The sequence below is a fragment of the Janthinobacterium sp. SUN073 genome (genome assembly GCF_030397665.1).
Taxonomy (GTDB): Bacteria; Pseudomonadota; Gammaproteobacteria; order Burkholderiales; family Burkholderiaceae_D; genus Janthinobacterium.
This window is the reverse complement of sequence record NZ_JAPUBT010000003.1, coordinates 453,868-479,158: the sequence shown is the minus strand read 5'-3', so window position 1 is coordinate 479,158 and position 25,291 is coordinate 453,868. Positions and strand designations below refer to the sequence as shown.

Sequence of the window (25,291 nt, the reverse complement as noted above, 5' to 3'; positions counted from 1 at the left end):
ATTTCTGCCTTCAACAGCGCCAGGCGAACGGCGTGACCGATGGGGTGGCCGGCGCGCCAGTTGCGGTATGCCTGGCCTATTGCACTCATTGCGCCTCCCGGCGGGCGCGGCCCGCGCGTTGCAACTGCGCGGCCGAGACGTCCAGGTCAATCAGCGCTTCGATCTGCGCGGTGATCAGTTCCTTGCGCATTTCTTCCAGCCCGGCCAGCTCACGGCGCATGCCGGCCAGGCGCATCTTGTTCATGCGGTGCTGGTGCTGCGCCTGGTAGTGGCGGTGGGCGGCCAGCAGGCGGTGGAAGAGGGCGATCATTTGCGCACCATCGCCGTCACGCCCAGGGCGCCATCGTCATAGGCCGCGTCCTGCAGCGCACCCAGGTCGCCAATGGCGGGATAGCTGCGCACGCCGTCGGCGGTTCGAATGGTGATGATGTAGCTCACGATGCGCTCCCTTCGCGGCCCGCCAGCATCAGTCGAATACCGTTGCGATTGGCCGTGGCCAGCACGCCGTAACAGGCGCCGCACGGAATCTGCTCGGTCGCGTCCAGGCAGCCACTGTTCAGCGCCGATTCGACGCCAGCGTCCTGGTGGGCAAAAGCGAGGGCGGCAGACACGGCCAGGCGGGACTGGCGGCCGGCGGTGACGTTGCGGGCGGCGATCATGCTGCGCCGCCTTGCGCTGCCAGCCACACGCCATCAGGATCAGGGACGAAGGCCAGCGCCACGCGCCAGTCGTAACCGGTCGTGATGTATTCGTTTTTGTCGTTGCCGATGTGGGCGCATTCAAGTATCTCGCGCACCAGCCAGCCGGTCGGGACGCGCAGACGAGAAAAGCTGGCGTCTTTTTCGCTGACTCGCTCCCACTCGGCGCCGATGTGTGCACCGCCGGCCGGCGGCGCGGTGAACTGGATCATGTCGGCATTGACCTGCTGCACACTGCCGTCGTCGCGCTCAATGATGGCGATCGCGTAATTGCCAGCGCCATTCTCGAACTCTTCATAGGCGGCGCCGAACTGATGGAATGTGGCCATGCCATCCTGGGCGCGGACGTTTTTCAGCTTGCCGTCGCCGTCTCTTTCTTGAATCCACTTGAAAACTTGAACTTGGCGCATGGCCACTCTCCTGGTTATGATCTGGCGCCCCTGCCGAGAATCGAACTCGGCCAGGTCCGGCCCTTGCTGTCCGGCCCTGAGCCACTCCGGGGCATTCGTTCCTGCGTACGCCAGGAAGCGCGTGTGGCGGCCGGTGCTGATCTCCAGCTTGAATATTCCAATCGGCTTTCGCCTGCATGGCCTCTCCGGGCTGGGTGCCGGTTGAGAAGCGCCCCGCGTAGGGCAGCGCATCAGCCTGCGCATTCACCACATGGCTGCCGACTACCCCTCCGATCCGCCCACCCGCTTGCACCAGCTTTACCTGTGTGGTCTAGGTTCCTCGGCAGTCAGCAGCCATGTGGTTCCTGCGCTCGCCTGGCGCAGGGCAGGGGCAGCAGCCTGGGCGACAGGCCGCGCCGGTAAATCAGGCGGCCGACACCTGCGAAGGGCGGAAGCGCTGGCTTTGCGTCGAGCCGTCCAGCAGCACTTCCAGGAAGTCGCCGCGGGCGCCTGGGTGCGCCTGCACGAACTTGCCAGGGCGCGCTGCCGGGTGGGTCTTCGTGCCCTTCACATTCACCTTCTGATCTTTTTTGAAATTCGACATGCTGTATTTCCTTCAAGGTTGGTTGCGGCGCCGGGCTTCCCCGGGCGCCTGATCCTCACGAAGATCAATCGGGGCATGCTGATCCCACAGGGCATTTATCCGGCCCGCCGGCCTGTCCCGCCTTGAACTACGGCGCGGGCGACCGCTAAATCTTTGCCAGCTCTGCAGCCCAGCCCAGCTCGCGGCCATAAAACGTGCCGGTGCAAGACGCCATGCGCGCATCTACTCGCGCCAGCTCATGCGCCTGATTCGGGCTTCCTGCCCAGGCAGTTGCCTCAAAATTCCCATCCTCAAACTTGATCGACACGCTGTACTTGCGCAGCGTTGCGCGCACCGGTGGGGCGGTGAACAGGCCGGGCAGGGCGTCACGGGCGCTCATGGCGATCAGCCGCGCGCTGGGACTGCGATTGCCGGGATCACTTCGCCGTGGGCAATGAGGACCGCTTCGAGTGCTGCGAGTTCGGCGGGGCTCATGCTGCGCTCCGGGCTGCATCACGCTTTGCAACAAGTTCACCCAGCGAGCGACCGTCGGCCACAGCTTGGTCGTACACGGCACGGCTGATGCGGTTTTCAACGAAGAGGCGCGTGCATGCCTTGATGTCGCCTTTCGCGGCATTGGCCTTGATCAGTGCGATTGCTTGGGTGCGGGACATGTCGTACTCCTGTGTTTGCTTTTGATGAGGTGACTTTACCAAAAAGATAAACATGCAGCAAGATGAATTTACCAAAAAGATTAATTATTTATTTTTGGCGCAGTTTTGGGCAAATCTGTGGACGAAAAAAAGCCTCGAAACGTCGAGGCTGGCACTGGTGCTTAGAAGGGTAGTTCGGGTAGTGGTGGCGGCCGGTAGGCCTGCCACTCGATTTCGTCAGCGTTGATCTGCTTGATCAGCGGTGCGATGTCGAACGTTGAGTAGCTGCGCGAAAAGCCACCGACGCGCGGCGACAGCAGCAAAATAGGTAGGGTAGGGAAGAACCGCTGCGCATGCATCAGCGCGGCCGGACCAGTAGACGGCCAGGTATGCTCTGGCTCGACCTGGACCACGGCCAACTGGATTTGCTTGATCTTGATGATGGCGGCGCATAGTTGCATAAATGCATTATGCGCGACAAGTCGAATTCAGGGAAGAGGTTGGGGGATTCGACAATACTACGGAAAAAATTCCGTGACTGGCGGGCGGATAAGACGCCGCCCACCCAAAAAAAAGATAGAATTATAAGCTAGCCCACGCGCCTAATTTTAGAGCCAAATCTGCTGGCGATGGTTCGCAAAACTGCATTAATCCAGAATCCTCAACTTCTCTAAGTAAATTGGCTGTTTTCTTCGATGTAAGTGCCTCTTCCGATGTTTTGGCGTCTGGAAGGACAACGAAAAGTGCAGGGGGCGATGATCGCGATGAAAGCCTGTGCGCCGTTGAAACTTGAAGCATTGAAGTATATATATGTCGCTCGACAGTTTGGTATGACGAATATCGCGCAGAAATAATGTTTGCGTAACTCTTCCCACTATCAAGCGCAACTGAAAGTGTCTTATTTTGAAGGGTAAGCGTTCGATGTGGTATCCACAGATTCGATTGAGATTGTATGGCCGAAACCGCATTGAGCATAACCGAATATGCCCAATCATCATCCATGGTCTGCTCGCGCGCCTGTGGCTCTTGCCATATTGCGCCAGACTGGCGTTTAAGTAATGAAATCAACTCTAAATCAATATTATGCGTTGCCATGTATCCGCAAGGCCTTACGCTTACATGAGGTGTTCCGCTATCTATTTTCTCTAACGTAGATGCGTATGAAAATCGTATCGCTTGCTCACTTCCCGATAGAAGTGCGGTAATTTCAGTGGTTGTGAGAGCTTCGCCATATAATGCGCTAAGACGGGATAGGCTGGGAAGCCACTTGATTTGCGGACTGGTGTCGCCATTAATGGATGCAATTACACCGACAATGAATTCCTGCTGGCTCCCTAAGTCCGGTCGGAAAATGAGCGTTGCCCACTTTCCTGTGAACAATGGTTCAGGAGACGGTGATGCTCGCTTAATTAGTTCCAAAAAATTCATCAGATTAACCTTCCGCAACTGACCGCGAATTCTGATCCAGTCGCACGCCCCGTCATATAATCAATTATTGAAGAAATGCCATCAGCGTCGAGTAGGCCTGGGAGTGATTTGGCGATATCGTCGAGAATTTTACTCCAACCCTGCTGGGCAATCTCATACTCAAGAATCGCACCGGTTTGCCATTCTGCCAAATGCGACGATCCTAAATTTTCTTGAGCTAAAATAGAAATTTCATTTCTAGGACTAGGGTCAGGCCACATCTTATGCCATGTTAGGCCGCCTCCAACACAGCCTTGATCGATGGCAAGATATTTCAGATCATCTTTATATAAAAAATTTCCCTCGTGGCGATCGCTATTCCCTGTTACGTAATCAACCCCGGCGAGTAGCTTACAAAATTTACTTTTATAAAATGCATCCGACTGCTTTTGAGAGAATGTCGAAAGTCTCCGTATAAATTTGAATGGTTCTGCACCTTGTTCAAAAGATGTTGCCCAGCATGCGCATACGCCAGTTTCTTTATCTATATATTCTTCGATATCCAAGCCGAGATCCGGCATTGCCTCGCGGGTTAAAAGCAACACAGCACCTTTTTCTGGCTGCATAACCCCTCGTGCGCGATTCGCCGCAAATCCAATTGCCTCATTGGCAATGCCGCAAGTATCTATTTTATATAGCTTAATAACGGCGTCTGATGGCTGATCATCCCCGGGCCAAACGATTCTACCTATGAAAATTGGCTGTGCGCCGGCTTTGGCGCCTTCGCCCATAAAAGCAAGAAAACCACTGTATGCATCCACAGTAAGCACCTGAATCATAAGCTTTACACCCTTTAATATGCAACGAATTTTCAGCTTTTCTTTGAGATTTCTCTGGGGCGAAAATATTCACTGTTGAGTCAAAAAAGTGAATTTAATATTTATTTCACCAGCCTTACGCCGGAAGTCGGTGAGGCAAGCCCCATCAACTTACCCTTGCGATAGAACATGATTTCCCGCGCAGTACCACCCAGGCACGCATCCATATCAGCATAGGTCGTGATCATCTTCAGTCGCTTCGCCTCGGGCTGCTTTTCGATTGCATACGTCCAATGCACGGTGAGGTGGTCGCCCTCGATGTGCGACTTGGCGAATTCGCTGAGGCCGCGCTGCACGTCTTGGGCCGCCATCTTGTTGCAGGGCGCGGCACTAGCGGCAAGTGATAGGGCCAAGCCTGCCGCGACGAAAATTGATTTTAGGATCATGGTGTCAGTCGATAGGTTTGCTCGTATTGCACTTGCATCTGCTGGCATGCATCCTGGGCAATTTGTGCTTCGCCCGATCCCGATGGCAACGCTTTAGCACGGCCCCAGCAAAGCTCAATCGCATCCTTGGCTGCGGATTTCTCTTGGGCGTCTACTTGCAGGCGACTTGGAGCTGCGCCGACCGGCTCACGGTGCAACGACCAATACCCAAAGAAAAGTAGCGCCGTCACAGCTGCCACAAGACCAGGGAAAATAACCTTGAAGATCGTCGGCCGCGCCGCATCGCGGCTGCCAGGAGCGGGACTCACAGTCGATCCTTGAAATTACGTGGCTCGAAACGGACAACGCGGCCGATTACCTTGCAGTCGCCAGTGCGGCACGGCTCTTGTTGGAAATCGGGGTTTTCGGACGCCAGATACCATTCGCGCCGTTCGTAGCGCAGGCGTTTTACCACCGACTCGCCCTTGTAATTCAGTGCGAAAACGCCGCCACTCACACGGCTCGTATCTTTTGTATTGACGACAGCCACGTCGCCTTCGTACATCATCGGCACCATGCTTTCGCCCTTTACTTTGATCGCGAGCAGCTGGTGGGTAGTGAGGTCGTTTTCTTCGAGCCACTGGCGAGGCACGTGTAAATGCCCGACGTCATCAAAAACGCTATCTGCCTCGAAGCCGGTAATTCCCGCCCGTAAATGTTCGGGAACCATGCGTATGGCGACCATAACAGGGGCCATATCATCATCGTCAGTCACCGGCCGCGCGCCAGGCGCGTCGACATGTCCGTCGCTCTGATCCACTGCATGCCTCACATCAAGCCAGCCAGTTGGCTTCTCGAAAGCCTGCTCAATACGCTTGGCGATTGAATTCCCGATGTTTTTTATTGGCGTCTTGCCAATTATTTGACTTACCTGCGACGGGACCATATTGAGGGCGCGCCCGAATTCCACCTGGCCGCCTGCAAGGTCGGCAAGGGCGCGGGCGTTCTCTCGTCTGATTTCTTCTCTTGTCATCGCGTGATGGTCTTCTAATTTAACAAAAAGATAAACAACCAAAAAGATAAATAAATTCCACTAGAAAGTTTATCTTTATGGTAAAGTCGTGGAATGGATATGAAAAATTACCTCAAGCAAGCCGCGCCTTGCGACCGCAAAATCTTGGCCGACGCCGCTGGAACTTCGGTTGCATACCTCTACCTGATTGGAGGAGGCCATCGCCGGGCCGGCCCCGAGCTTTGCAAGAAGCTTGTCGCAGCTGAGCCAAAGCTCACTCTCTGCGATCTTCGGCCCGATATTTGGGTACCCAGCCACGAGGTAGCACCACGCCGCGCCACTGATCCGGTTCCAGCGCCAGGCCACGCCGGCCGCCAGCCGCCCACCACCAACGCCATCTTCGACACCGTGCCTGCGCGCGCCGCTGTCGGCATTGAAGTGAGTGCCAAGCCATGATCCGCCTGATCCCTATTTCCTCGCCGCGCGAATGCCGTCAAGGTTTCGGCGGGTGGCCTTTTGCCTGTTTTGGTTGCGCCACTGATTGAGATTCCACGGTGATTGTCAGCACGGAGGCAATCACAGCTTTTCCGGGAGCGAAGTCGACACCCCATTCACGTTCGACCACCGTTCCTTTGACTGCGAGGCCGTGGATTAAGCCAGTTATTTTGTCGCCCACAGCCGGCGCTGGCACGTCTTTAGGCCAAGGCACCGACGTGTTCGCGTCCACCGCGAGCCTGACCACATAAGTTTCGTTTTCCATGGAGGTTGCCTTTCCTGTGAATTGACATGTAGAAATAGAAATTTAACACGTTGGCAACTTCTGCCTATTTTTCGCTGTACGCAAACCCTGTAACACCGACCACCAGGAGAAAACCATGAAACAGAAGCAAAAACGTACCGCGCTCGTCAAAGGCTACATCACCGACGAGAACAAAGATGCCTTGCAAGCCGCGTGCACTGCGATGCGCAAGACCGTCAGCGACGTGCTGAACGAATGCACGATCGTAATCATCCGCGATCACCTGGACGCCAGGCCGAAACGGAATGATACGCCGCCGTTTTCCAGCGGAGCTAGGCCCAAATCAATAAATAGCAGGGCCCAGATTGTGCCGGCACCGCGCCCGTGCTTTGGCGTCGTCCCGCGCGTCGTGCGGATGCGGGTTTAACGGCATGGAGGCAGCTATTGAATAGAGCAGCTGAGGTCACGGCCGAGGAAAAGGAGCTGGTTTTCCAGCGTTCGATGATCTACCGGCAGGCCGAGAAAGACTTGCAGGGCGCCAAGGACGGGGAGGGCGAGAGCGCGGCGAAGGCCGCGCACAAGGAGGCGCGCCAGAAATGGCGCGATGCCACCGACAGGGTGGCGAAGAAGTACGAGGTGCCGCGGCGCGAGCCGCCATAACGAACCCGCACCCGACAGCTACAGCATCGCATGGCCGGATTTGGCCACTTTAATCACCATCAATTAGGAACATGACATGACGCAAACAACTGCAATTACGCCGTATCGCTCGCTGGACAACGCTGCTGGCAACAACGAGCTGCTCGACACGCTGCTTGCCAAAGGCCCGAAGAACGACGCCGCCCTGGCCCGCGCGCTGGAAGTGGCGCCGCCAGTGATTTCCAAGATTCGCCACGGCCGCCTGCCGATCGGCGCCTCGCTGTTGATCCGCATGCACGAGGTGTTCGACGTGTCGATCCGCGAGCTCAAGCGCATCGCTCGCGCCGAGGTGCCAGCTTGACCTGGACGACGATGCAGCCGGAAGGCGGCGCGCCGGCGCAGGCCGAGCAGGGCGCCCAGCAGCAAGAGCATGTCGAGCGTGAACTGGCGGTCGACCCCGGCCACGTGCGGACGCGCCAGCACTACGAAGCAATGCTTCAGGAACTGCAAGGCCAGAAATGAAAAAAGCCCGCTGGCAGGCGGGCTTCCTTAAAACACTTTGATTGGGAAATCAATGTCCAAGATTGTACACCACCAGCCAACCATGTCCAGCGTCGAGCTGGTCGGCCTGATTAATGCCATGCGCGAGCCCGGCCGCGCCGAACTGGCGCATTCCGATTTCATGAAGCGCATCGAGAAACACCCTGGAGTAGTAGCGGGAAATTTTTCCGGCTACTACACGGCGGCAAACCAGAAGAAAAATCCGTGCTATCACTTGCCGAAGCGCGAGGCCGAGTTGATGGTGATGTCGGAATCGCTCGCAGTGCAAACGAAGGTATACGATCGGCTGGCCGAGATCGAGGCCGCAGCAGTTCCGGCGCCGCGCGCCCGCATCACCGCCGACCCGGCGCTGTCGGCATTCCGCCAGGCGCGCGCGATCGAGATCGCCGCAAAGATCGCTGGCGGCATCTGCGACCGCTTCCCGAGCCTGAGCGTCGCGGCCCAGCAAGTGATATATGCCAAATTGGTTAATCCTGCTGCTGGCACCGAAGTATTGGCGCTGCCGACGCTCGATCAAGCCACGAAGTCCGCAACCGAGATCGGCGCTGAGCTGGGCATCAGTAGTGCTATGGTCGGCCGCATATCGAATGCGTACGGGCTCAAGGTGCCGGAATTCGGCATCTTCGTACTCGACAAGTCGCGCAGCTCGAATAAGCAGGTCGAATCGTTCCGCTATAACGCCGCCGGCGCTAAGCGCGTGGCCGAACTGGCAGCTAAGGGAGCGCAGCCATGAATGTCCTGCACCTCGATTTACCTGCATTAAACGTGGGAGCTCGCCCGCCTCAAGCGGGCCGCGCTAGGTCTGCTGCCAAACCTGCTGGGGCGCAGAGTTTATCAATGAGCACTACCCGCAATTCCGCCAGCGCTGACCGCGCCGCCGATATCCTGGCCACGGTCAAGCGCTGCGGCGCCGCCACCATTGGCGATATCGCCCTGGACCTGACACTTCACCGAGAAACCGTGCGCAAGCGCCTGGCTAAGCTGGTCACTGCTGGCCAACTCGTGCTAATCGAGCCAGCTGCTGCGCACGTCCGCGCTCTGTACGGCATGCCGGACCTGGACGACCAGGCTGAATTCGATCTGTACCGTACCCGCACCAACAACTGGCCACGTGGCCAGCACGGCCGGGATTGCTTGGTTGTCGCGTTATTCGGCGCGCCAGTAGCAATGATCACTGCCAGCCCACCATGCGCTCATTTTGCGCCACAGCCTGCTGGGGCGCATTCATGAGGCGCGATTCCTTCACCCTTTCTCTTGACCTCGGCAGCGAGCTCATCATCGATAACTTCGCCGGCGGTGGCGGTACCAGCACCGGACTGGAGCAGGCGTTCGGCCGTCCGGTCGATATCGCCATCAACCACGATCCCGAGGCACTGGCCATGCACGCGGCGAACCACCCGCACACCACGCACCTGTGCGAAAGCGTATGGGACGTCGATCCGATCAAGGTGACGGGCAACCGCCCCGTAGGCCTGGTCTGGCTGTCGCCGGACTGCAAGCATTTCAGCAAGGCCAAGGGCGGCAAGCCCGTCGAAAAACGCATCCGTGGCCTGGCCTGGGTGACGTTGCGCTGGGCAGCCAAGTGCAAGCCGCGCGTGATCATGCTGGAAAACGTCGAGGAATTTAAGACGTGGGGCCCGCTGCTGGTCGAGGCCGACGGCAGCGCCAAGCCGGATCCGGCGAAGAAGGGCAAGACGTTCGATTCGTTCATCCGTCAGCTGCGCGGGCACGGCTACACCGTCGACTACCGTGAAATGCGAGGCTGCGACCACGATACGCCCACAATCCGCAAGCGTTTCTTCCTGGTGGCGCGCCGCGACGGCATCGCCATCAAGTGGCCAGAGCCTACCCATGGCGCGCCAGACAGCATCGGCGTGCGCGCCGGCAAGCTGCTGCCGTACCGCACGGCGGCCGAGTGCATCGACTTCAGCCTGCCGTGCCCGTCGATCTTCGAGCGCGACCGGCCGCTGGCGCCAGCGACGCTGCGCCGGATCGCTAAGGGCATCATGCGCTATGTGGTTGACGCGGAAGAACCGTACATCGTGAATGTCGCGAACAGCAAGACTAGCGGCAGGGCTGCGAACGTGTGGCCAATGGGTGAGCCGCTGCGGACGATTACCAGTGCGCCAGGCTTCGCGATGGTGGCGCCGACTATCGTCCCGGTCACCCACCAGGGCGGCGATCGTACCGAATCCATCGGGGAACCGTTCCGCACCATAACAGGCGCACACCGCGGCGAGAAGGCGCTGTCGACCGCTTTCCTCAGCCCTTACTACAGCGATAAGCGCCCAGCAGACGCGCGCGGGCAGTTCCCAAGTGAACCAATCAATACCGTGACGACCGAGAACCGCCACGCGCTGATCGAAGCCGAGCTTGCACCGTTCGTCATGACCAATACCACCGGCCATCCTGGCGCTGGCGCCGACATGCCGGTGCCGACCATTACCGCAGCTGGCAACCAGGCTCTGGTCTCGGCATTGTTGACCGGCGTCGGCGGCCGTGCTGGCCAGAGCCGCCCGCGCGGCCTGAACGAGCCAACTGCGACTGCCACGTCGAAGGCCGACGCAGCTCTGGTGACGGCTGTGCTGGTCGACGCCGCCCACGGCGAGGTATCGCCAGGTGGCGTGAAGCGTTGGGGCCCCGGCGCGCACGACGTCGAGGCGCCGCTGGGCACTGTGACGGCCAGCGGCAATAAGGCCGTGGCCACGGCGTTCCTGGCCAAGCATTACACGGGCGTCGTCGGATCGGATCTGGCCGATCCTATCGGCACGGTCACCGCATGCGACCACCACAGCCTGGTGACAGCGTTCTTGACCGAGCACGCCAACGCGAGCAATCAACGCGTGATGCCGGCAGACGAACCGCTGCGCACCATTTGCGCCCAGGTCAAGGGCGGCCATTTCTCGATGGTGTCGGCTCACATCACGAAGTTCCGCACCGGCGCCACCGGCAGCCCCCTCGATGAACCCTTGCACACGGTCACGGCTGGAGGCCAACAGGCCCGGCCTGGCACTGGCAATGCCATGGGCATTGTCACAGCACACATTCAGCGCGATATGGGCGCCAGCGTCGGCCACGCCGCTGATGCGCCGCTTGGTACAGTAATGGCTGGTGGTGGCGGCAAGTCCGCCCTGGTCACGAGCAACATGATCAAGCTGCGCGGTACTAGCACGGCGGCCGGCACGGACGAGCCGTTGGGTACCGTCAGCGCCGGTGGCCAGCACCACGCCGAGGTGCGCGCTTTCTTGTTGAGCTATTACGGTACCGACCAGGCGCCGGAGATCGACGGGCCACTGGCCACCGTCACGAGCCGCGACCGTTTCGGCCTGGTGACGATCCATGGCCAGGACTATCAGATCTTGGATATCGGCCTGCGCATGCTGCAGCCGCGCGAACTGTTCCGGGCCCAGGGATTTCCCGACGATTACATCATCGGGGATGACCCGGCACAGGGCCTGAAACTGACGAAGTCGGCCCAGGTGCGCATGTGCGGCAATTCAGTCTGCCCGCCCATGGCCAAGGCCTTGATCCTCGCCAACTTTGCGCACGAGCGCGAGATTGCGAGGGTGGCGTGACACATGAACAGTCAGCGAACCATGGGCTTGCCAGCATCCATGAAAGCCGCGTGCTTAATCTTAAGATCGTCAATGATCGCCAGCATTTCCGCATCCATCGTCGCGGATCCGGCAATCAACTTCTCGATGTGGTCGTCGTATCGCTCGGTCGCCGCCTTCCACGCTTTGTATGCAGTACGGAACTCATCAACGTCAAAGCGCATGCCGATCCCCTAAAGTTGTCAAAAGGCAATCCTATCATGATTACCAACCCCGCCCAAATTACCCGCCACCATCTGGCGAACCAGGCCGCGCCCGCCTATTCACTGATCCGCAAGGTCTGCGCCTGCGGCAAAGCCAGCACCAGCAAGCAGCTGACCCAGCACGGCAAATGCGCCGCCTGCGCGCTGGCGGCCGTCCGCGACGCGATCATGCCTGGCGACTTCGCAAAGCTGCAGCACATGCTGGGCGCCGTGCAGCAACATCCGAAGTCCAAGTGGGGATGGCGCAACTATTTTGCCGCTGGTAGCGGCCAGCAGCACGAGGCCATGCAGCGCCTGGTGGCTGCCGGCTTGGCCACGGCCGGCAGCCCGGTCGGCGATATGACCTATTTCCACGCCACGCGCCTGGGCTGCAAGGCTGCTGGCCTCGATGGCGCTGGCATCAAGCGCGCGATGGAGGGTTGACGATGGATCGGTCCGAATCATTCGTGGACGGTATCACGCAGTTGTTCGAGCAAATCATCGGCCTGATTGCACGCCGCGGCAAATATGTTGCATTAATTCAAGATAGGAGCATTGACCGTTTCGATGAGAGCGGCTTCCGCGACGTTGAAATGTTGCATAGCATCAATAAGCATTTGCTCGCAGTTTTGCAGTTGCTGCTTAATAAATCCAGCGGCCATATGTTGATGCAAACCTTGGAGCAGCGTTGCGCTCGACGTGACCATGCCGATGCCGATGGCAATTCTAGCGGCACAATCATCCTTAATGGGGGTGAGCGCTACGAGTTCAGTCGCGTCCGGCGGGATGACCTTGTTCAAAAGCAGAATGGTTGGCGATGTGCGTTGCAGCATTGCGTTAATGTCACCAAGCTCAAACGAATAGGAGCAAAGTGCGCTGACAATGTCCGCAGCAGCAAGCCGTGTATTCTTAGTATTGTGAACTTGTTGGTAAACCAATTTGGACGCAGCCAGCCTTGCCCTGGTCAAGTCGGCCTTACGCGTTTGGCGACTACCAGAAGTGGCGATCCAGATAGTTCCGATCAGTGTTCCAACAGTACCAATAGCCGCCACCCAATACGCCCATTCCGCCACGCCCATTTTGCACCACGGAATACCGTTGCAACCACCAACACCTATCGCGGCAGCGATGACCATGATCGCCCACTTATCGTACCAAGCCATTCCGCCTCCAATTTAAGTTGGCGGAATCGTAACACGCCGAGAATTGGCGGTGGGAAATGAAGCGCTCACCGATGAAGCCGGGTAAGCCGCTGGCGCGTACGCCATTCAAGCGCACCTCGCCCATGCCGAGCACCGGCATGCTCTCTGTGCAGTCGCACCAGCGCACGGCGCCGAAGCGCAAAGCTGGCTTGAAGACCAAAGGACCACGCTCGACGCCAATCCGGCGCGCGGCGCGCGGCCAGGACTGCACGCTGCGCCTGGCCGTCTGCAATTTCGACCCTGACACCACCGTGCTCTGCCACAGCAATTTCCTGGCGGACGGGAAGGGCATGGGTATGAAGGCGCCAGACACAGCTGCCGCGTTCGGCTGCAGCGCCTGCCACGACGTTCTCGACGGCCGGCGCCCGCGCCCGGCTGATCTGTCGCTGGCCGAACTGGAGGCAGCCTTTCGCGCGGCCGTCGGCACTACACACGAAATTTTACGGTCGATGGGCCTGCTCGCTGCAATCCCCAACGACCAAAAACAAAATATGGAACACACATGACGCGCATTAACTTCCGTGAATTCGTGCTGGGCGCCATGCCCGGCACCAAAGCCGATATCGTCATCAAGTCAGGCGTCAGCCAGGCGGCAGTGCTGCGCTGGATTCGTTTTCTGCACGCTGATCGCAAGATTTACATTGCCAGCTGGAAGCCGCACCCGCGCGCCGGCGCCGCCATGGCCGTGTATGCCGTCGGCAACCTGCCAGATGCGCCGTGCACTTTACCGCGCCTGACCAAACGCCAGATTCGCCTGCGCTTCGAGGCCAAGGCCAAGAAGGATGGCCGCTATGACTCAATGAAGGCGCGCTGGCGCAGCAAGTACTGGATCCGCAAGGCGGGCGCTGTGGGCGATCCGCTGGTGGCTGCGCTGTTCGGCGCGGCGCGCGCACAGGAGGCTCGCTGATGGGCCGCATTCGTACTGTAAAACCGGAGCTGTTTAAGCACGAGGATCTGTTCGACCTGGAAAAGGAAACTGGCCTGCCTGTCCGCACGGCCTTTATGGGGCTGTTCACCTGCTGCGATAAGGAAGGTCGGTTCAAATGGCGCCCGCGCGCGCTCAAGCTCGACATTCTGCCATACGACGAGCTCGATTTTTCACGCGTGCTTGACGCGTTGATGACGCGTGGATTTGTAGTGAAATATGAGGTCGAAGGCGAGTTTTTCGGCTTCATTCCGACATTTTCCAAGCACCAAGTCATAAATAACCGCGAATCTGACTCAGAATTGCCAGCACCGGATGAATCTCTATATATATCAACGACTTCGACGCGTGCGGCACGCGTGGATGACGCGACAGCCACGCCCCTTAAGCATGCTCAAGTGGAAGGGAAGGGAAAGGAAGGGAAAGGAAGGGAAGGGGAACAGGAAGGGAAGGAGACTCTTGTCGAGCAAACCCAGCTCGACCCCGTGACGACGATCTTCGGGTTCTGGCAAAAAGTCATGGACTCGCCCAAGTCGGTTCTGGACGAAAAACGCAAGCGCCTGATCGTCAAGGCGCTCAAGGGCTACTCACCGGCCGACATCTGCAAGGCCATCCGTGGTTGCTCGAAGACGCCGCACAACATGGGCCAGAACGACAGCAAAACGAAGTACAACGGCCTGGGCCTGATCCTGCGGGATGCTGACCACATCGACCGCTTCATCCGCAATGACGCTGGCCAGGCCCGCGCCAGCGCCGGTAGCGAGTCGATCGAGCAGACAAATGCCCGAGTGATGCGTGAGCTGATGGGCACAGCAGCGCCGGCCGGCGACATCATCGACATGGTGCCCGCATGAACACCGCCGATACGCCACGATTCATGCAGCTGCTGGCCGAGACGCTGGCCGCGTACGGCAAGCCACTGCCCGAGGCCGCAATGGCGCGCGCCTGGTTGGCGAACCTGGAACCTTACCCGTTGCGCACGGTGGAAGCGGCAATGCAGGCCTACCGCGACGAGAACGGCGAATTTGCGCCGGTACCGGCCGGCATCGCCAAGCGCTGCAAGCTCATGGACGGCCGCCCGGGCGCGGAGGAGGCATGGGCTATCGCGCTGACCAGCCAGGACGAAATGGCCAGCGTCGTCTGGACGACCGAGATTGCTGAGGCCTTCCGCATCTGCCGGCCAGTGCTCGACTCCAGTGGCGCCATCAGCGCGCGCAAGCCGTTCCTGGAGGCCTACGAGCGCATCGTTGCCGCGGCGCGCGCTGCGCGGCACCCGGCCGAGTGGGTGGCGTCCGTGGGCTGGGACAAGGCGCGCCACGTCGAGGTGCTGGGCAATGCGGTGAGGGCTGGGCTGCTGCCGGCGCCAGCCGTGGCGGGCCTGCTGCAGGGCAAGCAGGACCAGACACCGGACGATGCCGCGCGCGCGCAACTTGCCGCGATCAAAAAAATGATTGCTGACGGTGCTGCTGCGAAGGAGGCGGCGCGCTTGGAGCATGTCGAGCGGCAACGCCTGGCGGACGAAGAATTCAAGCGGTCGACTGCCGAGCGTGTCCACCTTTACCTGGCCGGCGGCAGAAATGCAGCTGGCCCGGCAAGCGCGAATGCCGCTCAGGATTTGCCAGAAGCACCGCCGCACTGCGCAAGGGGCATGGCCGCTACGAAGTGACGTACCCATCAGAAAAAACGGCTTAAAAGGCTTTAAATGAAAAATCTAGAAAACAAAATCGCAGCAAATAAACGCTTGGCCGAGCTGCTGGGCTGGTCCAACATTGTCGAGGTGGGCGGCGCTCTGGTCGGCTCGCCGCCGGCCGGCGCCGCCGCAAGTCGCGGCCAGGCGCTGGTGCCGGACTGGCTGGGCGACTGGGCGGCGGCCGGGCCGTTGCTCGCGCGGTTCGAAATTTGCCCGATGTTCATGTCGACCTATGTCGGCGCAGGCGGCACCGTCGAGCTTTATTCGGTCCATGGCGGCGACCGTGACGCGGCCGTACGGTTTGCCATCGTCAAGGCGGCGATGCTTCGCCTGGAGCGTGCGCAATGATGGCCCGTGGCTTGCAAGCGCTGGGCCGTCTCAAGGCCGGCGCCATGAACCAGACCGAAGCGGCGTACGCCAGGACGTTGGAGCTGCGCAAGGCCGCCGGCGAGGTGGCCTGGTACAAGTTCGAAGGTCTGAAATTCCGCCTGGCCGACAACACGTTCTACACGCCGGATTTCGCCGTGCAGCTGGCCGACGGAGCGCTGGAGGCGCACGAAGTGAAAGGGCACTGGCAAGAGGATGCGCGCGCGAAGATCAAGATCGCGGCCGATATGTACCCGCTGCGTTTCGTCGCAGTCCAGGCGCTGCCGAAGAAGGCGGGCGGCGGATGGAAAGTTGAGGAATTTTGATGGGCGCGAACAAGAAGCCGCGCAAGCGGTACATTCCGAAGCCGGCCGTGCTGCCTGCGGGCCTGCGCGCAGACCTTTCCTTCGAAATGCCAGGCTTCCAGGCCAGCGAGGCCATGGGCAAGGGCCACTTCCAGGAGCAGCATGTCTACGACCTGCTGAGCAACGCCGACATGGCGCGCCGCATTGCGCCAGCTGGCCATGCCATCCTGCCGGTGGCCCAAGCGATGGTTGAGGCGATTGCCGAGATCCAGGCGCGCGCCCAGCGCACGGGCACTTTCGGCGTCAACGGCGACGAAATGCGCGTGCTGCGCGAGGGCATTGGAAAGACGATGGTCTTCCTGCGCGGCGCCACGAATGTCGAGATTGCACGTGCCGGCCTGGCCGCCGTGCGCGAATTCAACCGCACCGGCGTGTTGCGCGTATGAGTGGCCTTGACGAGTGGTAGGGCTGGCACAGGACAAAAAAGGGTGTTAACGTTGACGTACGGAACGAAAGGGAATTCATGGGCTTCGCAGAAAAGTATATCGCATCGATCAACTCATCCAACCTGAAAGACGATGAGCGGCATCACCTCACGGAGGCGCTTGCAGCTGCGGCACTGGCTGATCGGTCTGGCGCTGGCCTGGGCGCTTTGCTGTCGCGTGTGAAGTACGCGGATGGGGCGGCGCGCCAGTTGTTCGAAAGCGGTTCGGCGAATTTGGCTCAGCTGCTGCGCATCTGGACTGCGGCTGTAGTAGAGAAAGGTCGCTCGCGTGGCTGGGTGAAGGCGAACACGGCATGGGACCAGCAAGCCGCCCAGGCCCTGTATCGCCGCGTCGCGCACGCGTCGCTTGCGCATTGGCTCGATGGGAAATGCGTTGCTTGCCATGGAACGGGTATAACGAGCAATCGGCAGTTTTGTGTGCCGTGCAAAGGAGGTGGTAAGGGGGAGGTGCAATGCGCCGGCGGTTTTGAGCGCGAGCGCATTGAGGACATGGTAAGCGAGCTGGAGGCACTTGTTTGTTCTCACAATGCACGTGCCGCAGCTAAACTAGTCTCGACCAAGTCTGTCGGTTAGATCAGAGTGCAACTCCGAGCCATAATGAAAGCCACGGCTTAACAACGGCGGGATCATTCAACCTATCAGATTTACTAATAAAGTCCTTACCGAAAAGTACCCCGGCGCTAAATTTGGAGTCCTTGGCGCTGGTTAAAGTAAGTCCAACTGCGGTGGAGAATGCCGATTTTGTAGAGGTGCTTTTCCCGTCATCGGACACAACCGGAACCAGCCCAAGTCCTGCGGCCACGACAGGCATAAGCTCAAATCCCCATCCTTGAAAATGATTTAAGCGAAAGCCGATGTAAGGCGCTACCGTAGCTGAACTGATTAACTTCTTGTCGCTTCCTAATCGAAATTTAAACGGAACTACTAGTGCGCCGTACGATAGGCCTGTGGTTTTGGATTGTATGTTTTTGTACAGCGTATTTGGTATTTTATAGAGCGATCCCTCTGCTACCATTTTTCGATCCGGCAATGGGCATGTATCCACGCTTTTTGGCTCTACGATGTCATAAAACTTCACAATTGTTTCAGTAGCGCTGGTATCTACAACCGAATATTTCGAGTATTTTCCTGCGCATCGTTCGCCCGCAGCAACGCCAGGGTTTGTGGAAACTGGTGTAAACCCATGTACGTCGGTAGTCAGGGTCAAGTGATCGCCGATCTGGCTACCGTTACTTGTGGGGAAATCTGCAGAGTAGGCGACAGTGCAAGTTGTTAAGTTAAGTAAGGTGAATGCTAATGCAAATTTTATATGGCTCAGTAAATTTTTCATTGCGACCTCAATGAATTACTAGAATCCGTCTAGCGCGGTGAGCTGATATTAAAATAGTAATAAAATAATTGCAATTTATTTTTAACTACTGGTATAAATGAGACAGCATAATTCTTCGCGTTGTTTTCCTGTTTTAGGCCGTGTATAATGAGTCTCACACACTTCAACCACTCGTAATGATCGTTTAGGCGGCACCGATAGGTTGAACCGAATAGCGCCCACCATTCGATGGGTTCGCTCGCCGTAAAATTGTGTAGCTCACCATGCAGATTGTTATGGGAGCAAAAACGAAGCCACCCTTGAGGTGGCTTTTCTATTTCAGCAGGTGAGCAGCCTGCGGCAGAGGTCACCCTCTGGTCGCCGGATTCCGCTGCGCGACGCCTGCCGCCTGCGCCGTGGCACTGTTATACCGCAACAATCTCAAGTTCTCGACCCAGCGCATGCATCGCGTCTTCGATTGCGTCGATCTTGGTTGTATGCGCCAGGTCGAGCAGTCGCGTTACTTCTTGGGGCTTCACTCCCAAGCGCCGGGCAAGCTCGGCCGGTCGGACATCCTGCGCGGCCATTTCATTCAGCAGCAGCACCTTGGCGCTGACGCTTGCCGGTAGGCTGATAAGGCGCTCGCCTGGCAGCGCTGCTGATGGCGCAGGCGCGGCGCGGCGGTCCTCAAAGTAAAAATCCATAGCGCTGGCAAGGGCAGAGCGGGCTTCGGCCAACGCTTCGGCTTCGTCGTCACCCTGGGCGATAGCTTCGGGGATATCGCGGAATGTGACGACATAGCCGCCATCCGGATCTGATGTAAAGGTTGCTGGATATTTCATGGTCGTCCTCAGGTGAATGCTGATACTGCAGTGCTGCGAATCATGCTGCAAACCCCTTTCGGGGCTTGCCTCATTTCAGATTTAGTTGCTTCTTGACTCCTTCAACAAGGCCTGTTTTCAGTTCCTTGCTTGGGTGCCTCGGGAGGATGGTCTGTTTGCCGTTTAGATAGACCTTCAAGTGATTCGTGCCATCCTTGAAAGTCGCTCCGTTCTGCTTGAGCCACCGTACAAACTCACTCTGTTTCACTGCACCCCTTTGTTGTTTCGATGGAATTAGTATAAGCAAAATTGCTTATTTTTGCAAGGAATATCAGCAAAATTGTTTATGTTTTTGATTGGCCGGATGCGGGCGCGAGCATGCCGCCGCAGGCCTGAAAAGGAGGTGCACCGTGAAGTAGCGAAGAATCCAGTCCCAGCGCCGCACGGCGCAAATGTGAAGGCGACTTACCGCGCATTTAGCCATCGGCGCAGCGGGTAGTTTGGTACTGGCGAGGCCTTAGCGCATCAATTAGCCTACAACCACGAGCAGGATAAGCAGCACCCAGCCGACGCGCCCTCTAACTGCGGCTATTCGGCGCCGGACGCTGTAACCGGCAACCAGATTTCGCGGGCGTAGCTCAATGGTAGAGCAGAAGCCTTCCAAGCTTTCCACGCGGGTTCGATTCCCGCCGCCCGCTCCAGTTAGCATCAGCCGCCAGTTCGTGCGCGTTCGGCCACTGCCAGTTCTTCCGCGCACCCCAGACACGCGTACCCAATAATGAGGTATGAGTTTCGTTCATTCGGCGAGAACGCTGATTTCGAGCATTCGAGGTACTCGCTTCCTACCTTTTTTAGAAATTCGCTCGCAGATGGGCTGTTGGCGATGTCAATTAGTTTGGCGATTTTTTCTTCGATGGTCTGCGGCCTCGGGCGTGGATCGCCAAGAGCCTGGATGAACTCCGTCAATATTTCTAAATCGGTCATGATTTGATCCTCCTGATGAGTTTTGATAAAAGCAATCTTAACTCGCAGTTCGTGGCACGAAAATATGTTTTTTAGTTAATTTTGCGACTGCCAGCGCGCTCCAGTGGCAGGGCTTACAAAACGGGCGCAGCTCACCGACGTAGCAAAGATCCAGAGGACTCCAGCCGCGATGCACCGCGGCGCTTGCTGGGGGCGGGCGGTGACGTGTTTGATCGTCTATACTGTTGCTCCAAGTAAATTCAGGAGCAATCATGGCAATATCGATCCATCAACTTCAAAGAGGGCTTAAGGTGCGGCTGGATACGACGCGCGAGACCCCGATTATGAGTGTCATAGATTTTGGCGAAAAAATGGGCGATTTCTACAAGAAGCGCCTGATGGTGCATTGTGAGTGGCATGAAAAGTACCAGGGAATGGTGCAGGGTGAGTTTCCGGCGGAATCGCTTGTTATTGTGCGACAGTAAGGCAGTTCTACGAGGGAAGATTATGGGGGCAGCCAAGCAAATGCGACGTGGTTTCGCGCCAGCATTACGACGGCCGACGCCACCCAAATGCTACGCCGACTCGCTGAACAACCGCTACCTACCCGCACCCGAGGTGCTCCAGTGGGTGCAGGCTACCATCCTCACCGAAGGCGGCGCGCTCTACAACGTAGACCACGCGCACCTGGAATATGCCGACATGCAGTTCCTATGGGCGCCGCAAGGTTTTGTGAAGGCTGGCCGCACGGTGCTGGGCCAGTGCGAAGAAGTGACATTCCGCTGCGGGCTGTGGCAGAAAGGCCGTCAGCAACAGCAGATGGCCGACTGGTTCGGCGCGGTGCCGGACTTCCTCATTACCTTGGACGCATCGTATTGCCTGACCTGCAGCGACGTTGAATTCTGCGCCCTGGTCGAGCACGAGCTTTATCACATCGCCCAAGAGATGGATGACTTCGGCGCGCCTGCCTTCAACAAGTACGGACTGCCGAAGCTGTGCATGCGCTCGCACGATGTCGAAGAGTTCGTCGGCGTGGTCCGCCGCTACGGCGCCAGCGAAGACGTGCAGCGCATCATCGACGCAGCAAAGACACCGCCCGAAGTGGCGAAAATCAACATAGCGAGGGCGTGCGGAACGTGTCTTCTAAAGGCTGCGTAGCCTTTACGTTGCTTTACAGGAAACTAAAACATGGCCGCACTCAAGGACGAGGTGAAGCTGTTCATCGTCAATGCGCTGGCATGTTTCGATGCGCCCACGCAGGTGTCGATAGCGGTAAAAGAGGAATTCGGGCTCGATGTGAGCCGCCAGCAGGTCTCCTGCTACGACCCGAACACGTATGTCGGCCGCAACCTGAGCCAGAAATGGCGCACGATTTTCGAAGAGACGCGCGCCAAGTTCCGCGCCACTGCTGAGGAAATCCCGATTGCCAGCAAGGCATTCCGATTGCGTGGCCTCGGCCGCCTGGCGCAGAAGGCCGAGAACATGCGCAATTTGCCGCTGGTGGCCAGCCTATACGAACAGGCCGCCAAGGAAGTGGGCGACATCTTCGTGAACAAGGGCAAGGCCGAGCAGGCCGACCAGGCGCCCACACCTGTCGCCATCACCTTCGGCGTGAAAGACGCCAAGCGCCATGACGACAATCCAGTTTGACCTGAACGTCCCGCAATCGAGCTTCCTGCAGCTGCCGCACAAGTTCAAGGCCTACGTGGCCGGGTTCGGTTCGGGCAAGACGTTTGTGGGCTGCGCGGGCATCTGCGCCCACTTCTGGCAGTGGCCGGGCATCAACCAGGGCTACTTCGCGCCGACCTATCCGCAGATCCGCGACATCTTCTATCCCACGATGGAGGAGGTGGCCTATGCGATGGGCCTGCGCATCAAGGTGAAACAGGGCGATCACGAGGTCGAGGTGTACGAGGGCCGGCGCTATCGCGGCACGGTCATCTGCCGCTCGATGGAGAAACCAGAAACCATCGTCGGCTTCAAGATCGGCCACGCGCTGATCGATGAGCTGGACGTGATGCCCTTGAAAAAGGCGCAGATGGCCTGGCGCAAGATCATCGCCCGCATGCGCTACAAGGTGCCGGGCCTGATGAACGGCATCGACGTGACGACGACGCCCGAGGGCTTCAAGTTCGTCTATCAGCAGTTCGTGAAGGCCATTCGGGACAAGCCTGAGCTGGCCAGCCTGTACGGCCTGATCCAGGCCAGCACCTTCGACAACGAGCTGAACCTGCCCGACGACTATATCCCGTCGCTGATGGCCAGCTACCCGCCAGCGCTGATCGATGCATACCTGCGCGGCAAGTTCACCAACCTGACCAGCGGCAGCGTGTACGCCGACTTCGACCGCGCGCTGAACCACACGAACGAGATCATCCTGCCCGGCGAGCCGCTGATGGTGGGCCTGGACTTCAACGTCCAGAATATGACCGCCTGCATCAACGTGGTCCGGGAAGGGCTGCCGCGCACGCTGGCCGAGCGCGTGCAAGTGCGTGATACGCCGGCCATGGCCCGGATCCTGAAGGAGGACTTCAAGGACAAAGGCCACCAGGTGAAGATTTTCCCGGATGCGTCAGGCCAGAACACCAGCAGCAAGAACGCGAGCGAGTCCGACCTGTCCATTTTGCGCCAGGCGGGCTTCCTGCTCGAAGTGAACCACTCAAACCCTGCGGTCAAGGATCGGGTCAACGCCTACAACGGCATGATCCTGAACGCCCAGGGCGAGCGCCGCTGGAAGATCAACACCGATCAGTGCCCGACCACCACCGAGGCGCTGGAGCAGCAGGTGTGGGGCGCCGACGGCCAGCCGGACAAGAAATCTGGCCACGACCACCCGAACGATGCGAACGGCTACTTCATCGTGAAGCGCTATCCAATCGTGAAGAGCACGACGATGACCGCGCCGCTGCGCATGTAACAACAAGGATTTCCATGACCGATGTACGCACACAATCAGCCGAAGCGGCCAAGCTGAACGAGGATTGCGCGCTGATTGCCGCGCTGCTGGGCGGCACCAAGACCATGCGGGCCGCAGGCAAGAAGTATTTGCCGCAGTGGCCGGGCGAGGACGCTGGAAGCTATGATCTGCGCCTGGCCGTGGCCACGCTGTTCCCGGCCTATGCGCGCACCATCGACGTTCTGTCGGCCAAGCCGTTCAGCAAGCCGGTGACACTGGGCGAGGACGTGCCGGAGCGACTCAAGCCTTGGCTACAAAATGTCGACCTCTCTGGCCGCGATCTGCACAGTTTCCTGTCGGAGATCACCCAGGAGGCTATGGGCTACGGCTTCGCCGGTATCCTGGTCGACTTCCCTAAGGCTGGCAACCTCGTCACGAAGGCCGACGAGCAGGCCGCTGGCGTGCGCCCGTACTTCGTCCAGGTGCACGTGCAGAACGTGCTAGGCTGGCTGCCGAAGAATGCGACCAGTCTTGATGGGCTGACCCAGCTGCGATTGCTGGAAAGCGTATCCGAGCCGAACGGCGACTTCGACACCAAGGAAATCGAGCAGGTGCGCGTCTTGGGACGGGGCACCTGGCAGACCTGGCGCCAGAGCGATACCGGCAGCAAAAAGGAGTGGGCGCTGCATGAAGAGGGCATCACCAGCCTGAAAATCATCCCATTCGTGCCCGTCTACGGCAAGCGCCTGGGCTACATGCAGGCCACGCCGCCGCTGCTGGAACTGGCGCACAGCAACATCGAGCACTGGCAAAGCAAGAGCGACCAGCAGAATATTTTGCACGTCGCGCGCGTGCCGATCCTGTTCGCCAAGATGCTGGGCGAGGGCGGCATCACGGTCGGCGCCGGCAGCGCGGTCAAGTCCGAATCGCCAGAAGGCGATCTGAAATTCGTGGAGCATGGCGGCAAGGCCATTGAGGCCGGCCGTCTGTCCATCCTCGACCTGGAAGACCGCATGCGCCAGGCTGGCGCCGAACTGCTGGTGATCAAGCCGGGCAACGTGACCGAGAGCCAGACCCTGGCCGACAACGAGCAGGGCGCATGCGCCTTGCAGAAGATCGCGGGCAACGTTGAGGATGCCGGCGACCAGGCGCTGCAGTTCATGGCCGAATGGGTGGGAGAGGCCGAAGGCGGCCACATCACCATTTTCAAGGACTTCGGTGCCGCGTCGCTGGCCGAGGCCAGTGCCGAGCTGCTGTTCAAGAGCGCCGCCGGCGGGAAAATCTCGGGCGAGACGTACTTCAACGAGCTGCAGCGCCGCGGCATCTTGTCGCCGGACCTGGACTGGGAGACGGAGCAGGAGCGCATCCAGTCCGCTTTACCTGACTTGATGGGGGCATAGATGGGCGCGCTCGAAGAGTGGATTGCCGAGATGTTCCTCGTGCATTCGCTGAACCTGCTGCGCTTTTCTGCCGGCACGCAAGAGAAGATCTTGCTGCTGATGGTCGCCATGTCGAAGGAGCTCACGGCCAAACTGAACGAGGGCGAGATATCGACCTACGGCAAGCAGCGCCTGGGCGCGCTACTGCGCGAGTCGAATGCGGTGATTTCGTCGCACTACACTGGCATGCAGGCCGAAATGACCCGCAACCTCACCGGCATGGTGCGCATCGAGGCCGATTACACGGGCAAGGTGCTGACGCAGGCGCTCAAGATCGAGCTGGGCGCCAAGCTGCCGCCGGCCAACTACCTGGAAAAACTGGTCGGCGACACGCTCATCAAGGGCGCGCCGTCGGCGGACTGGTGGAAGCGCCAGGCGCTGGATACGCAATTCCGCTTCGCCAGCCAGGTGCGGCTCGGCTCCGCGCAGGGTGAGACGACGTCGCAGATCGTGTCGCGTGTGCTGGGCAAGAGCGCCAAGGCAGCCGATCTGGCGCCAAGCACGCCTGCCACGCCACCGATGCCGGCCGGGACACCAGGTGCGCCAGCAGCCCCGGCAGCCAAGGGGCCTGCGCCTGCGCCGGATCCTGTTGCTCCGGGCGAGCAGGGCATATTGAAAACGTCTGCGGCAAACGCGCGCGCGCTGGTGCACAGTTCGGTGCAGGCCGTGGCGAATGCCGCGCGCCTGGCGTCCTTTCAGCAGAACAGCGATTTGATCGAGTGCCTGGTATGGCTGTCGACGCTCGATTCGCATACCTGCCTGCTGTGCGCTATGCGCGACTTGCACGAGTACTCGCTGCACGACCAGGAGCCTATTAACCACACTCATGAGTGGGCAGGTGGTCCTGGCGCTATTCATTTCAGCTGCCGCTGCGTGCTCAGTACGCGCACCAAGTCATTCAAAGACCTGGGCATCGAGCTGGACGAACCGGGCGATAGCACGCGGCCGAGCGACGGCGGGGCGGTCAGTAGCAAGATGAACTTCAAGGACTTCTTGGCCAGCAAGGACAAGGACTGGCGGGCTGAGTATCTGGGCCCAGGTCGCGCTGAGATGTACGAGGCGGGGAAGATAACGCTGAATGACCTGATGAATCTCAAGGGGCGCAAGTTGACCCTGGAAGAACTGCAGGCGAAGTACAAATAGCAAAAGT

Annotated in this window: 42 protein-coding genes, 1 tRNA gene and 1 pseudogene; 24 read left to right on the top strand and 20 right to left on the bottom strand. The window is 59.1% G+C overall.

The window, feature by feature from the left end; translation table 11 throughout:
* Positions 1-85: 85 nt before the first annotated feature.
* The 13 genes from O0882_RS12765 to O0882_RS12705 form a co-directional block, all read right to left on the bottom strand.
* Positions 86-310, bottom strand: a complete 225-nt coding sequence (locus O0882_RS12765; protein WP_289948436.1) for a hypothetical protein — start codon at positions 308-310, stop codon at positions 86-88.
* Entirely contained in the window at positions 307-438 is a 132-nt protein-coding gene (locus O0882_RS12760) for a hypothetical protein (protein ID WP_262984173.1), read from the bottom strand. Before O0882_RS12760 ends, O0882_RS12765 begins: the two co-directional genes overlap by 4 nt.
* Positions 435-659 (bottom strand): hypothetical protein, encoded by a 225-nt coding sequence (locus tag O0882_RS12755; protein WP_289948430.1) that lies wholly within the window; start codon positions 657-659, stop codon positions 435-437. Before O0882_RS12755 ends, O0882_RS12760 begins: the two co-directional genes overlap by 4 nt.
* Positions 656-1,114, bottom strand: a complete 459-nt coding sequence (locus O0882_RS12750; protein ID WP_289948429.1) for a hypothetical protein — start codon at positions 1,112-1,114, stop codon at positions 656-658. The genes O0882_RS12755 and O0882_RS12750 overlap by 4 nt, the downstream gene beginning before the upstream one ends.
* Positions 1,115-1,511: 397 nt before the next feature.
* Positions 1,512-1,691 carry a hypothetical protein gene (locus tag O0882_RS12745; RefSeq protein WP_289948428.1) on the bottom strand — a complete coding sequence of 60 codons (180 nt, stop codon included), beginning with the start codon at positions 1,689-1,691 and terminating at the stop codon, positions 1,512-1,514.
* 145 nt (positions 1,692-1,836) lie between these two features.
* The gene (locus O0882_RS12740) at positions 1,837-2,070 is read right to left on the bottom strand and encodes a hypothetical protein (protein ID WP_289948426.1); all 234 of its coding nucleotides are present in this window, start codon (positions 2,068-2,070) and stop codon (positions 1,837-1,839) included.
* A gap of 91 nt (positions 2,071-2,161) precedes the next feature.
* Positions 2,162-2,344: a hypothetical protein gene (locus tag O0882_RS12735; protein WP_289948425.1), complete on the bottom strand. Its 183-nt coding sequence runs from the start codon at positions 2,342-2,344 to the stop codon at positions 2,162-2,164.
* A gap of 161 nt (positions 2,345-2,505) precedes the next feature.
* On the bottom strand, positions 2,506-2,784 hold the full coding sequence (locus tag O0882_RS12730; RefSeq protein WP_289948423.1) for a hypothetical protein: 279 nt from the start codon (positions 2,782-2,784) through the stop codon (positions 2,506-2,508).
* A 121-nt stretch (positions 2,785-2,905) separates the two neighbouring features.
* The gene (locus O0882_RS12725) at positions 2,906-3,751 is read right to left on the bottom strand and encodes a hypothetical protein (protein ID WP_289948421.1); all 846 of its coding nucleotides are present in this window, start codon (positions 3,749-3,751) and stop codon (positions 2,906-2,908) included.
* On the bottom strand, positions 3,751-4,569 hold the full coding sequence (locus tag O0882_RS12720) for a hypothetical protein (protein ID WP_289948419.1): 819 nt from the start codon (positions 4,567-4,569) through the stop codon (positions 3,751-3,753). Before O0882_RS12720 ends, O0882_RS12725 begins: the two co-directional genes overlap by 1 nt.
* Positions 4,570-4,670: 101 nt before the next feature.
* Positions 4,671-4,994, bottom strand: coding sequence for a hypothetical protein (locus O0882_RS12715; RefSeq protein ID WP_289948417.1), 324 nt, complete (start codon positions 4,992-4,994; stop codon positions 4,671-4,673).
* Positions 4,991-5,302, bottom strand: a complete 312-nt coding sequence (locus O0882_RS12710) for a hypothetical protein (RefSeq protein ID WP_289948414.1) — start codon at positions 5,300-5,302, stop codon at positions 4,991-4,993. The genes O0882_RS12715 and O0882_RS12710 overlap by 4 nt, the downstream gene beginning before the upstream one ends.
* Positions 5,299-6,006: a S24 family peptidase gene (locus O0882_RS12705; protein WP_289948412.1), complete on the bottom strand. Its 708-nt coding sequence runs from the start codon at positions 6,004-6,006 to the stop codon at positions 5,299-5,301. Before O0882_RS12705 ends, O0882_RS12710 begins: the two co-directional genes overlap by 4 nt.
* Before the next feature lie 99 nt (positions 6,007-6,105).
* Between O0882_RS12705 and O0882_RS12700 the strand changes: the two genes are divergently transcribed.
* Positions 6,106-6,441, top strand: a complete 336-nt coding sequence (locus O0882_RS12700; protein WP_289948411.1) for a hypothetical protein — start codon at positions 6,106-6,108, stop codon at positions 6,439-6,441.
* Positions 6,442-6,478: 37 nt separating this feature from the next.
* Here the strand turns inward: O0882_RS12700 and O0882_RS12695 are convergent, their stop codons facing one another.
* Positions 6,479-6,745 (bottom strand): hypothetical protein, encoded by a 267-nt coding sequence (locus tag O0882_RS12695; RefSeq protein ID WP_289948409.1) that lies wholly within the window; start codon positions 6,743-6,745, stop codon positions 6,479-6,481.
* 115 nt (positions 6,746-6,860) lie between these two features.
* Between O0882_RS12695 and O0882_RS12690 the strand changes: the two genes are divergently transcribed.
* The 7 genes and pseudogenes from O0882_RS12690 (at position 6,861) to O0882_RS12660 (ending at position 11,499) form a co-directional block, all read left to right on the top strand.
* On the top strand, positions 6,861-7,151 hold the full coding sequence (locus O0882_RS12690) for a hypothetical protein (RefSeq protein ID WP_289948407.1): 291 nt from the start codon (positions 6,861-6,863) through the stop codon (positions 7,149-7,151).
* 17 nt (positions 7,152-7,168) lie between these two features.
* Entirely contained in the window at positions 7,169-7,384 is a 216-nt protein-coding gene (locus O0882_RS12685; protein ID WP_289887106.1) for a hypothetical protein, read from the top strand.
* A 76-nt stretch (positions 7,385-7,460) separates the two neighbouring features.
* Positions 7,461-7,694, top strand: a pseudogene (locus tag O0882_RS12680) (helix-turn-helix transcriptional regulator); the annotation flags it as partial.
* A 26-nt stretch (positions 7,695-7,720) separates the two neighbouring features.
* On the top strand, positions 7,721-7,885 hold the full coding sequence (locus O0882_RS12675; RefSeq protein ID WP_289948405.1) for a hypothetical protein: 165 nt from the start codon (positions 7,721-7,723) through the stop codon (positions 7,883-7,885).
* A gap of 52 nt (positions 7,886-7,937) precedes the next feature.
* Positions 7,938-8,657: a hypothetical protein gene (locus tag O0882_RS12670; RefSeq protein ID WP_289948404.1), complete on the top strand. Its 720-nt coding sequence runs from the start codon at positions 7,938-7,940 to the stop codon at positions 8,655-8,657.
* A 104-nt stretch (positions 8,658-8,761) separates the two neighbouring features.
* Positions 8,762-9,154, top strand: a complete 393-nt coding sequence (locus O0882_RS12665) for a hypothetical protein (RefSeq protein ID WP_289948402.1) — start codon at positions 8,762-8,764, stop codon at positions 9,152-9,154.
* The gene (locus tag O0882_RS12660) at positions 9,151-11,499 is read left to right on the top strand and encodes a DNA cytosine methyltransferase (protein ID WP_289948400.1); all 2,349 of its coding nucleotides are present in this window, start codon (positions 9,151-9,153) and stop codon (positions 11,497-11,499) included. Before O0882_RS12665 ends, O0882_RS12660 begins: the two co-directional genes overlap by 4 nt.
* A gap of 11 nt (positions 11,500-11,510) precedes the next feature.
* On the opposite strand, the gene O0882_RS12655 is transcribed toward O0882_RS12660, so the two are convergent.
* Complete coding sequence (locus O0882_RS12655) at positions 11,511-11,702, bottom strand: hypothetical protein (RefSeq protein WP_289948398.1); 192 nt, start codon at positions 11,700-11,702, stop codon at positions 11,511-11,513.
* Positions 11,703-11,738: 36 nt separating this feature from the next.
* Between O0882_RS12655 and O0882_RS12650 the strand changes: the two genes are divergently transcribed.
* On the top strand, positions 11,739-12,164 hold the full coding sequence (locus O0882_RS12650) for a hypothetical protein (protein WP_289948395.1): 426 nt from the start codon (positions 11,739-11,741) through the stop codon (positions 12,162-12,164).
* 92 nt (positions 12,165-12,256) lie between these two features.
* Here the strand turns inward: O0882_RS12650 and O0882_RS12645 are convergent, their stop codons facing one another.
* The gene (locus O0882_RS12645; protein WP_289948393.1) at positions 12,257-12,883 is read right to left on the bottom strand and encodes a hypothetical protein; all 627 of its coding nucleotides are present in this window, start codon (positions 12,881-12,883) and stop codon (positions 12,257-12,259) included.
* Positions 12,884-12,939: 56 nt separating this feature from the next.
* Between O0882_RS12645 and O0882_RS12640 the strand changes: the two genes are divergently transcribed.
* The 8 genes from O0882_RS12640 to O0882_RS12605 all read left to right on the top strand — a co-directional run bounded on the left by O0882_RS12640 (position 12,940) and on the right by O0882_RS12605 (position 17,286).
* Positions 12,940-13,428, top strand: coding sequence for a nuclease domain-containing protein (locus O0882_RS12640; protein WP_289948391.1), 489 nt, complete (start codon positions 12,940-12,942; stop codon positions 13,426-13,428).
* On the top strand, positions 13,425-13,829 hold the full coding sequence (locus O0882_RS12635) for a hypothetical protein (RefSeq protein ID WP_289948388.1): 405 nt from the start codon (positions 13,425-13,427) through the stop codon (positions 13,827-13,829). Before O0882_RS12640 ends, O0882_RS12635 begins: the two co-directional genes overlap by 4 nt.
* A complete protein-coding gene (locus O0882_RS12630) occupies positions 13,829-14,701 on the top strand; it encodes a hypothetical protein (RefSeq protein WP_289948386.1) in 873 nt (290 codons plus the stop codon). Before O0882_RS12635 ends, O0882_RS12630 begins: the two co-directional genes overlap by 1 nt.
* Positions 14,698-15,513: a hypothetical protein gene (locus O0882_RS12625; protein ID WP_289948385.1), complete on the top strand. Its 816-nt coding sequence runs from the start codon at positions 14,698-14,700 to the stop codon at positions 15,511-15,513. The genes O0882_RS12630 and O0882_RS12625 overlap by 4 nt, the downstream gene beginning before the upstream one ends.
* Before the next feature lie 36 nt (positions 15,514-15,549).
* Positions 15,550-15,885: a hypothetical protein gene (locus O0882_RS12620; protein WP_289948383.1), complete on the top strand. Its 336-nt coding sequence runs from the start codon at positions 15,550-15,552 to the stop codon at positions 15,883-15,885.
* The gene (locus tag O0882_RS12615) at positions 15,882-16,229 is read left to right on the top strand and encodes a DUF1064 domain-containing protein (protein ID WP_289948380.1); all 348 of its coding nucleotides are present in this window, start codon (positions 15,882-15,884) and stop codon (positions 16,227-16,229) included. Before O0882_RS12620 ends, O0882_RS12615 begins: the two co-directional genes overlap by 4 nt.
* Positions 16,229-16,654, top strand: a complete 426-nt coding sequence (locus O0882_RS12610) for a hypothetical protein (RefSeq protein WP_289948377.1) — start codon at positions 16,229-16,231, stop codon at positions 16,652-16,654. The genes O0882_RS12615 and O0882_RS12610 overlap by 1 nt, the downstream gene beginning before the upstream one ends.
* Before the next feature lie 77 nt (positions 16,655-16,731).
* On the top strand, positions 16,732-17,286 hold the full coding sequence (locus O0882_RS12605) for a hypothetical protein (RefSeq protein ID WP_289948375.1): 555 nt from the start codon (positions 16,732-16,734) through the stop codon (positions 17,284-17,286).
* A 1-nt stretch (position 17,287) separates the two neighbouring features.
* Here O0882_RS12605 and O0882_RS12600 read toward each other — a convergent pair whose 3' ends face one another.
* The 3 genes from O0882_RS12600 to O0882_RS12590 all read right to left on the bottom strand — a co-directional run bounded on the left by O0882_RS12600 (position 17,288) and on the right by O0882_RS12590 (position 19,111).
* On the bottom strand, positions 17,288-18,043 hold the full coding sequence (locus O0882_RS12600) for a hypothetical protein (RefSeq protein WP_289948373.1): 756 nt from the start codon (positions 18,041-18,043) through the stop codon (positions 17,288-17,290).
* 404 nt (positions 18,044-18,447) lie between these two features.
* Positions 18,448-18,864: a type II toxin-antitoxin system HicB family antitoxin gene (locus tag O0882_RS12595; RefSeq protein WP_289948372.1), complete on the bottom strand. Its 417-nt coding sequence runs from the start codon at positions 18,862-18,864 to the stop codon at positions 18,448-18,450.
* Between the two features lie 70 nt (positions 18,865-18,934).
* Positions 18,935-19,111 carry a type II toxin-antitoxin system HicA family toxin gene (locus O0882_RS12590; protein WP_289948370.1) on the bottom strand — a complete coding sequence of 59 codons (177 nt, stop codon included), beginning with the start codon at positions 19,109-19,111 and terminating at the stop codon, positions 18,935-18,937.
* A gap of 359 nt (positions 19,112-19,470) precedes the next feature.
* Between O0882_RS12590 and O0882_RS12585 the strand changes: the two genes are divergently transcribed.
* A tRNA-Gly gene (locus O0882_RS12585) sits at positions 19,471-19,544 on the top strand.
* A gap of 7 nt (positions 19,545-19,551) precedes the next feature.
* Here O0882_RS12585 and O0882_RS12580 read toward each other — a convergent pair.
* Positions 19,552-19,827 (bottom strand): hypothetical protein, encoded by a 276-nt coding sequence (locus tag O0882_RS12580; protein WP_289948369.1) that lies wholly within the window; start codon positions 19,825-19,827, stop codon positions 19,552-19,554.
* A 251-nt stretch (positions 19,828-20,078) separates the two neighbouring features.
* On the opposite strand from O0882_RS12580, the gene O0882_RS12575 reads away from it, so the two are divergent.
* The 6 genes from O0882_RS12575 to O0882_RS12550 are packed head-to-tail and all read left to right on the top strand — an operon-like array spanning position 20,079 to position 25,284.
* Positions 20,079-20,291: a hypothetical protein gene (locus tag O0882_RS12575; protein ID WP_289948367.1), complete on the top strand. Its 213-nt coding sequence runs from the start codon at positions 20,079-20,081 to the stop codon at positions 20,289-20,291.
* A 22-nt stretch (positions 20,292-20,313) separates the two neighbouring features.
* Positions 20,314-20,964, top strand: a complete 651-nt coding sequence (locus O0882_RS12570) for a putative metallopeptidase (RefSeq protein WP_289948366.1) — start codon at positions 20,314-20,316, stop codon at positions 20,962-20,964.
* Between the two features lie 30 nt (positions 20,965-20,994).
* Positions 20,995-21,456, top strand: coding sequence for a DUF2280 domain-containing protein (locus tag O0882_RS12565; RefSeq protein WP_289948365.1), 462 nt, complete (start codon positions 20,995-20,997; stop codon positions 21,454-21,456).
* Positions 21,437-22,723 carry a terminase family protein gene (locus O0882_RS12560; RefSeq protein ID WP_289948363.1) on the top strand — a complete coding sequence of 429 codons (1,287 nt, stop codon included), beginning with the start codon at positions 21,437-21,439 and terminating at the stop codon, positions 22,721-22,723. The genes O0882_RS12565 and O0882_RS12560 overlap by 20 nt, the downstream gene beginning before the upstream one ends.
* Positions 22,724-22,737: 14 nt before the next feature.
* Complete coding sequence (locus O0882_RS12555; protein ID WP_289948360.1) at positions 22,738-24,102, top strand: DUF4055 domain-containing protein; 1,365 nt, start codon at positions 22,738-22,740, stop codon at positions 24,100-24,102.
* Positions 24,103-25,284: a hypothetical protein gene (locus O0882_RS12550; protein ID WP_289948356.1), complete on the top strand. Its 1,182-nt coding sequence runs from the start codon at positions 24,103-24,105 to the stop codon at positions 25,282-25,284. It begins immediately after the preceding gene.
* Positions 25,285-25,291 lie beyond the last annotated feature (7 nt).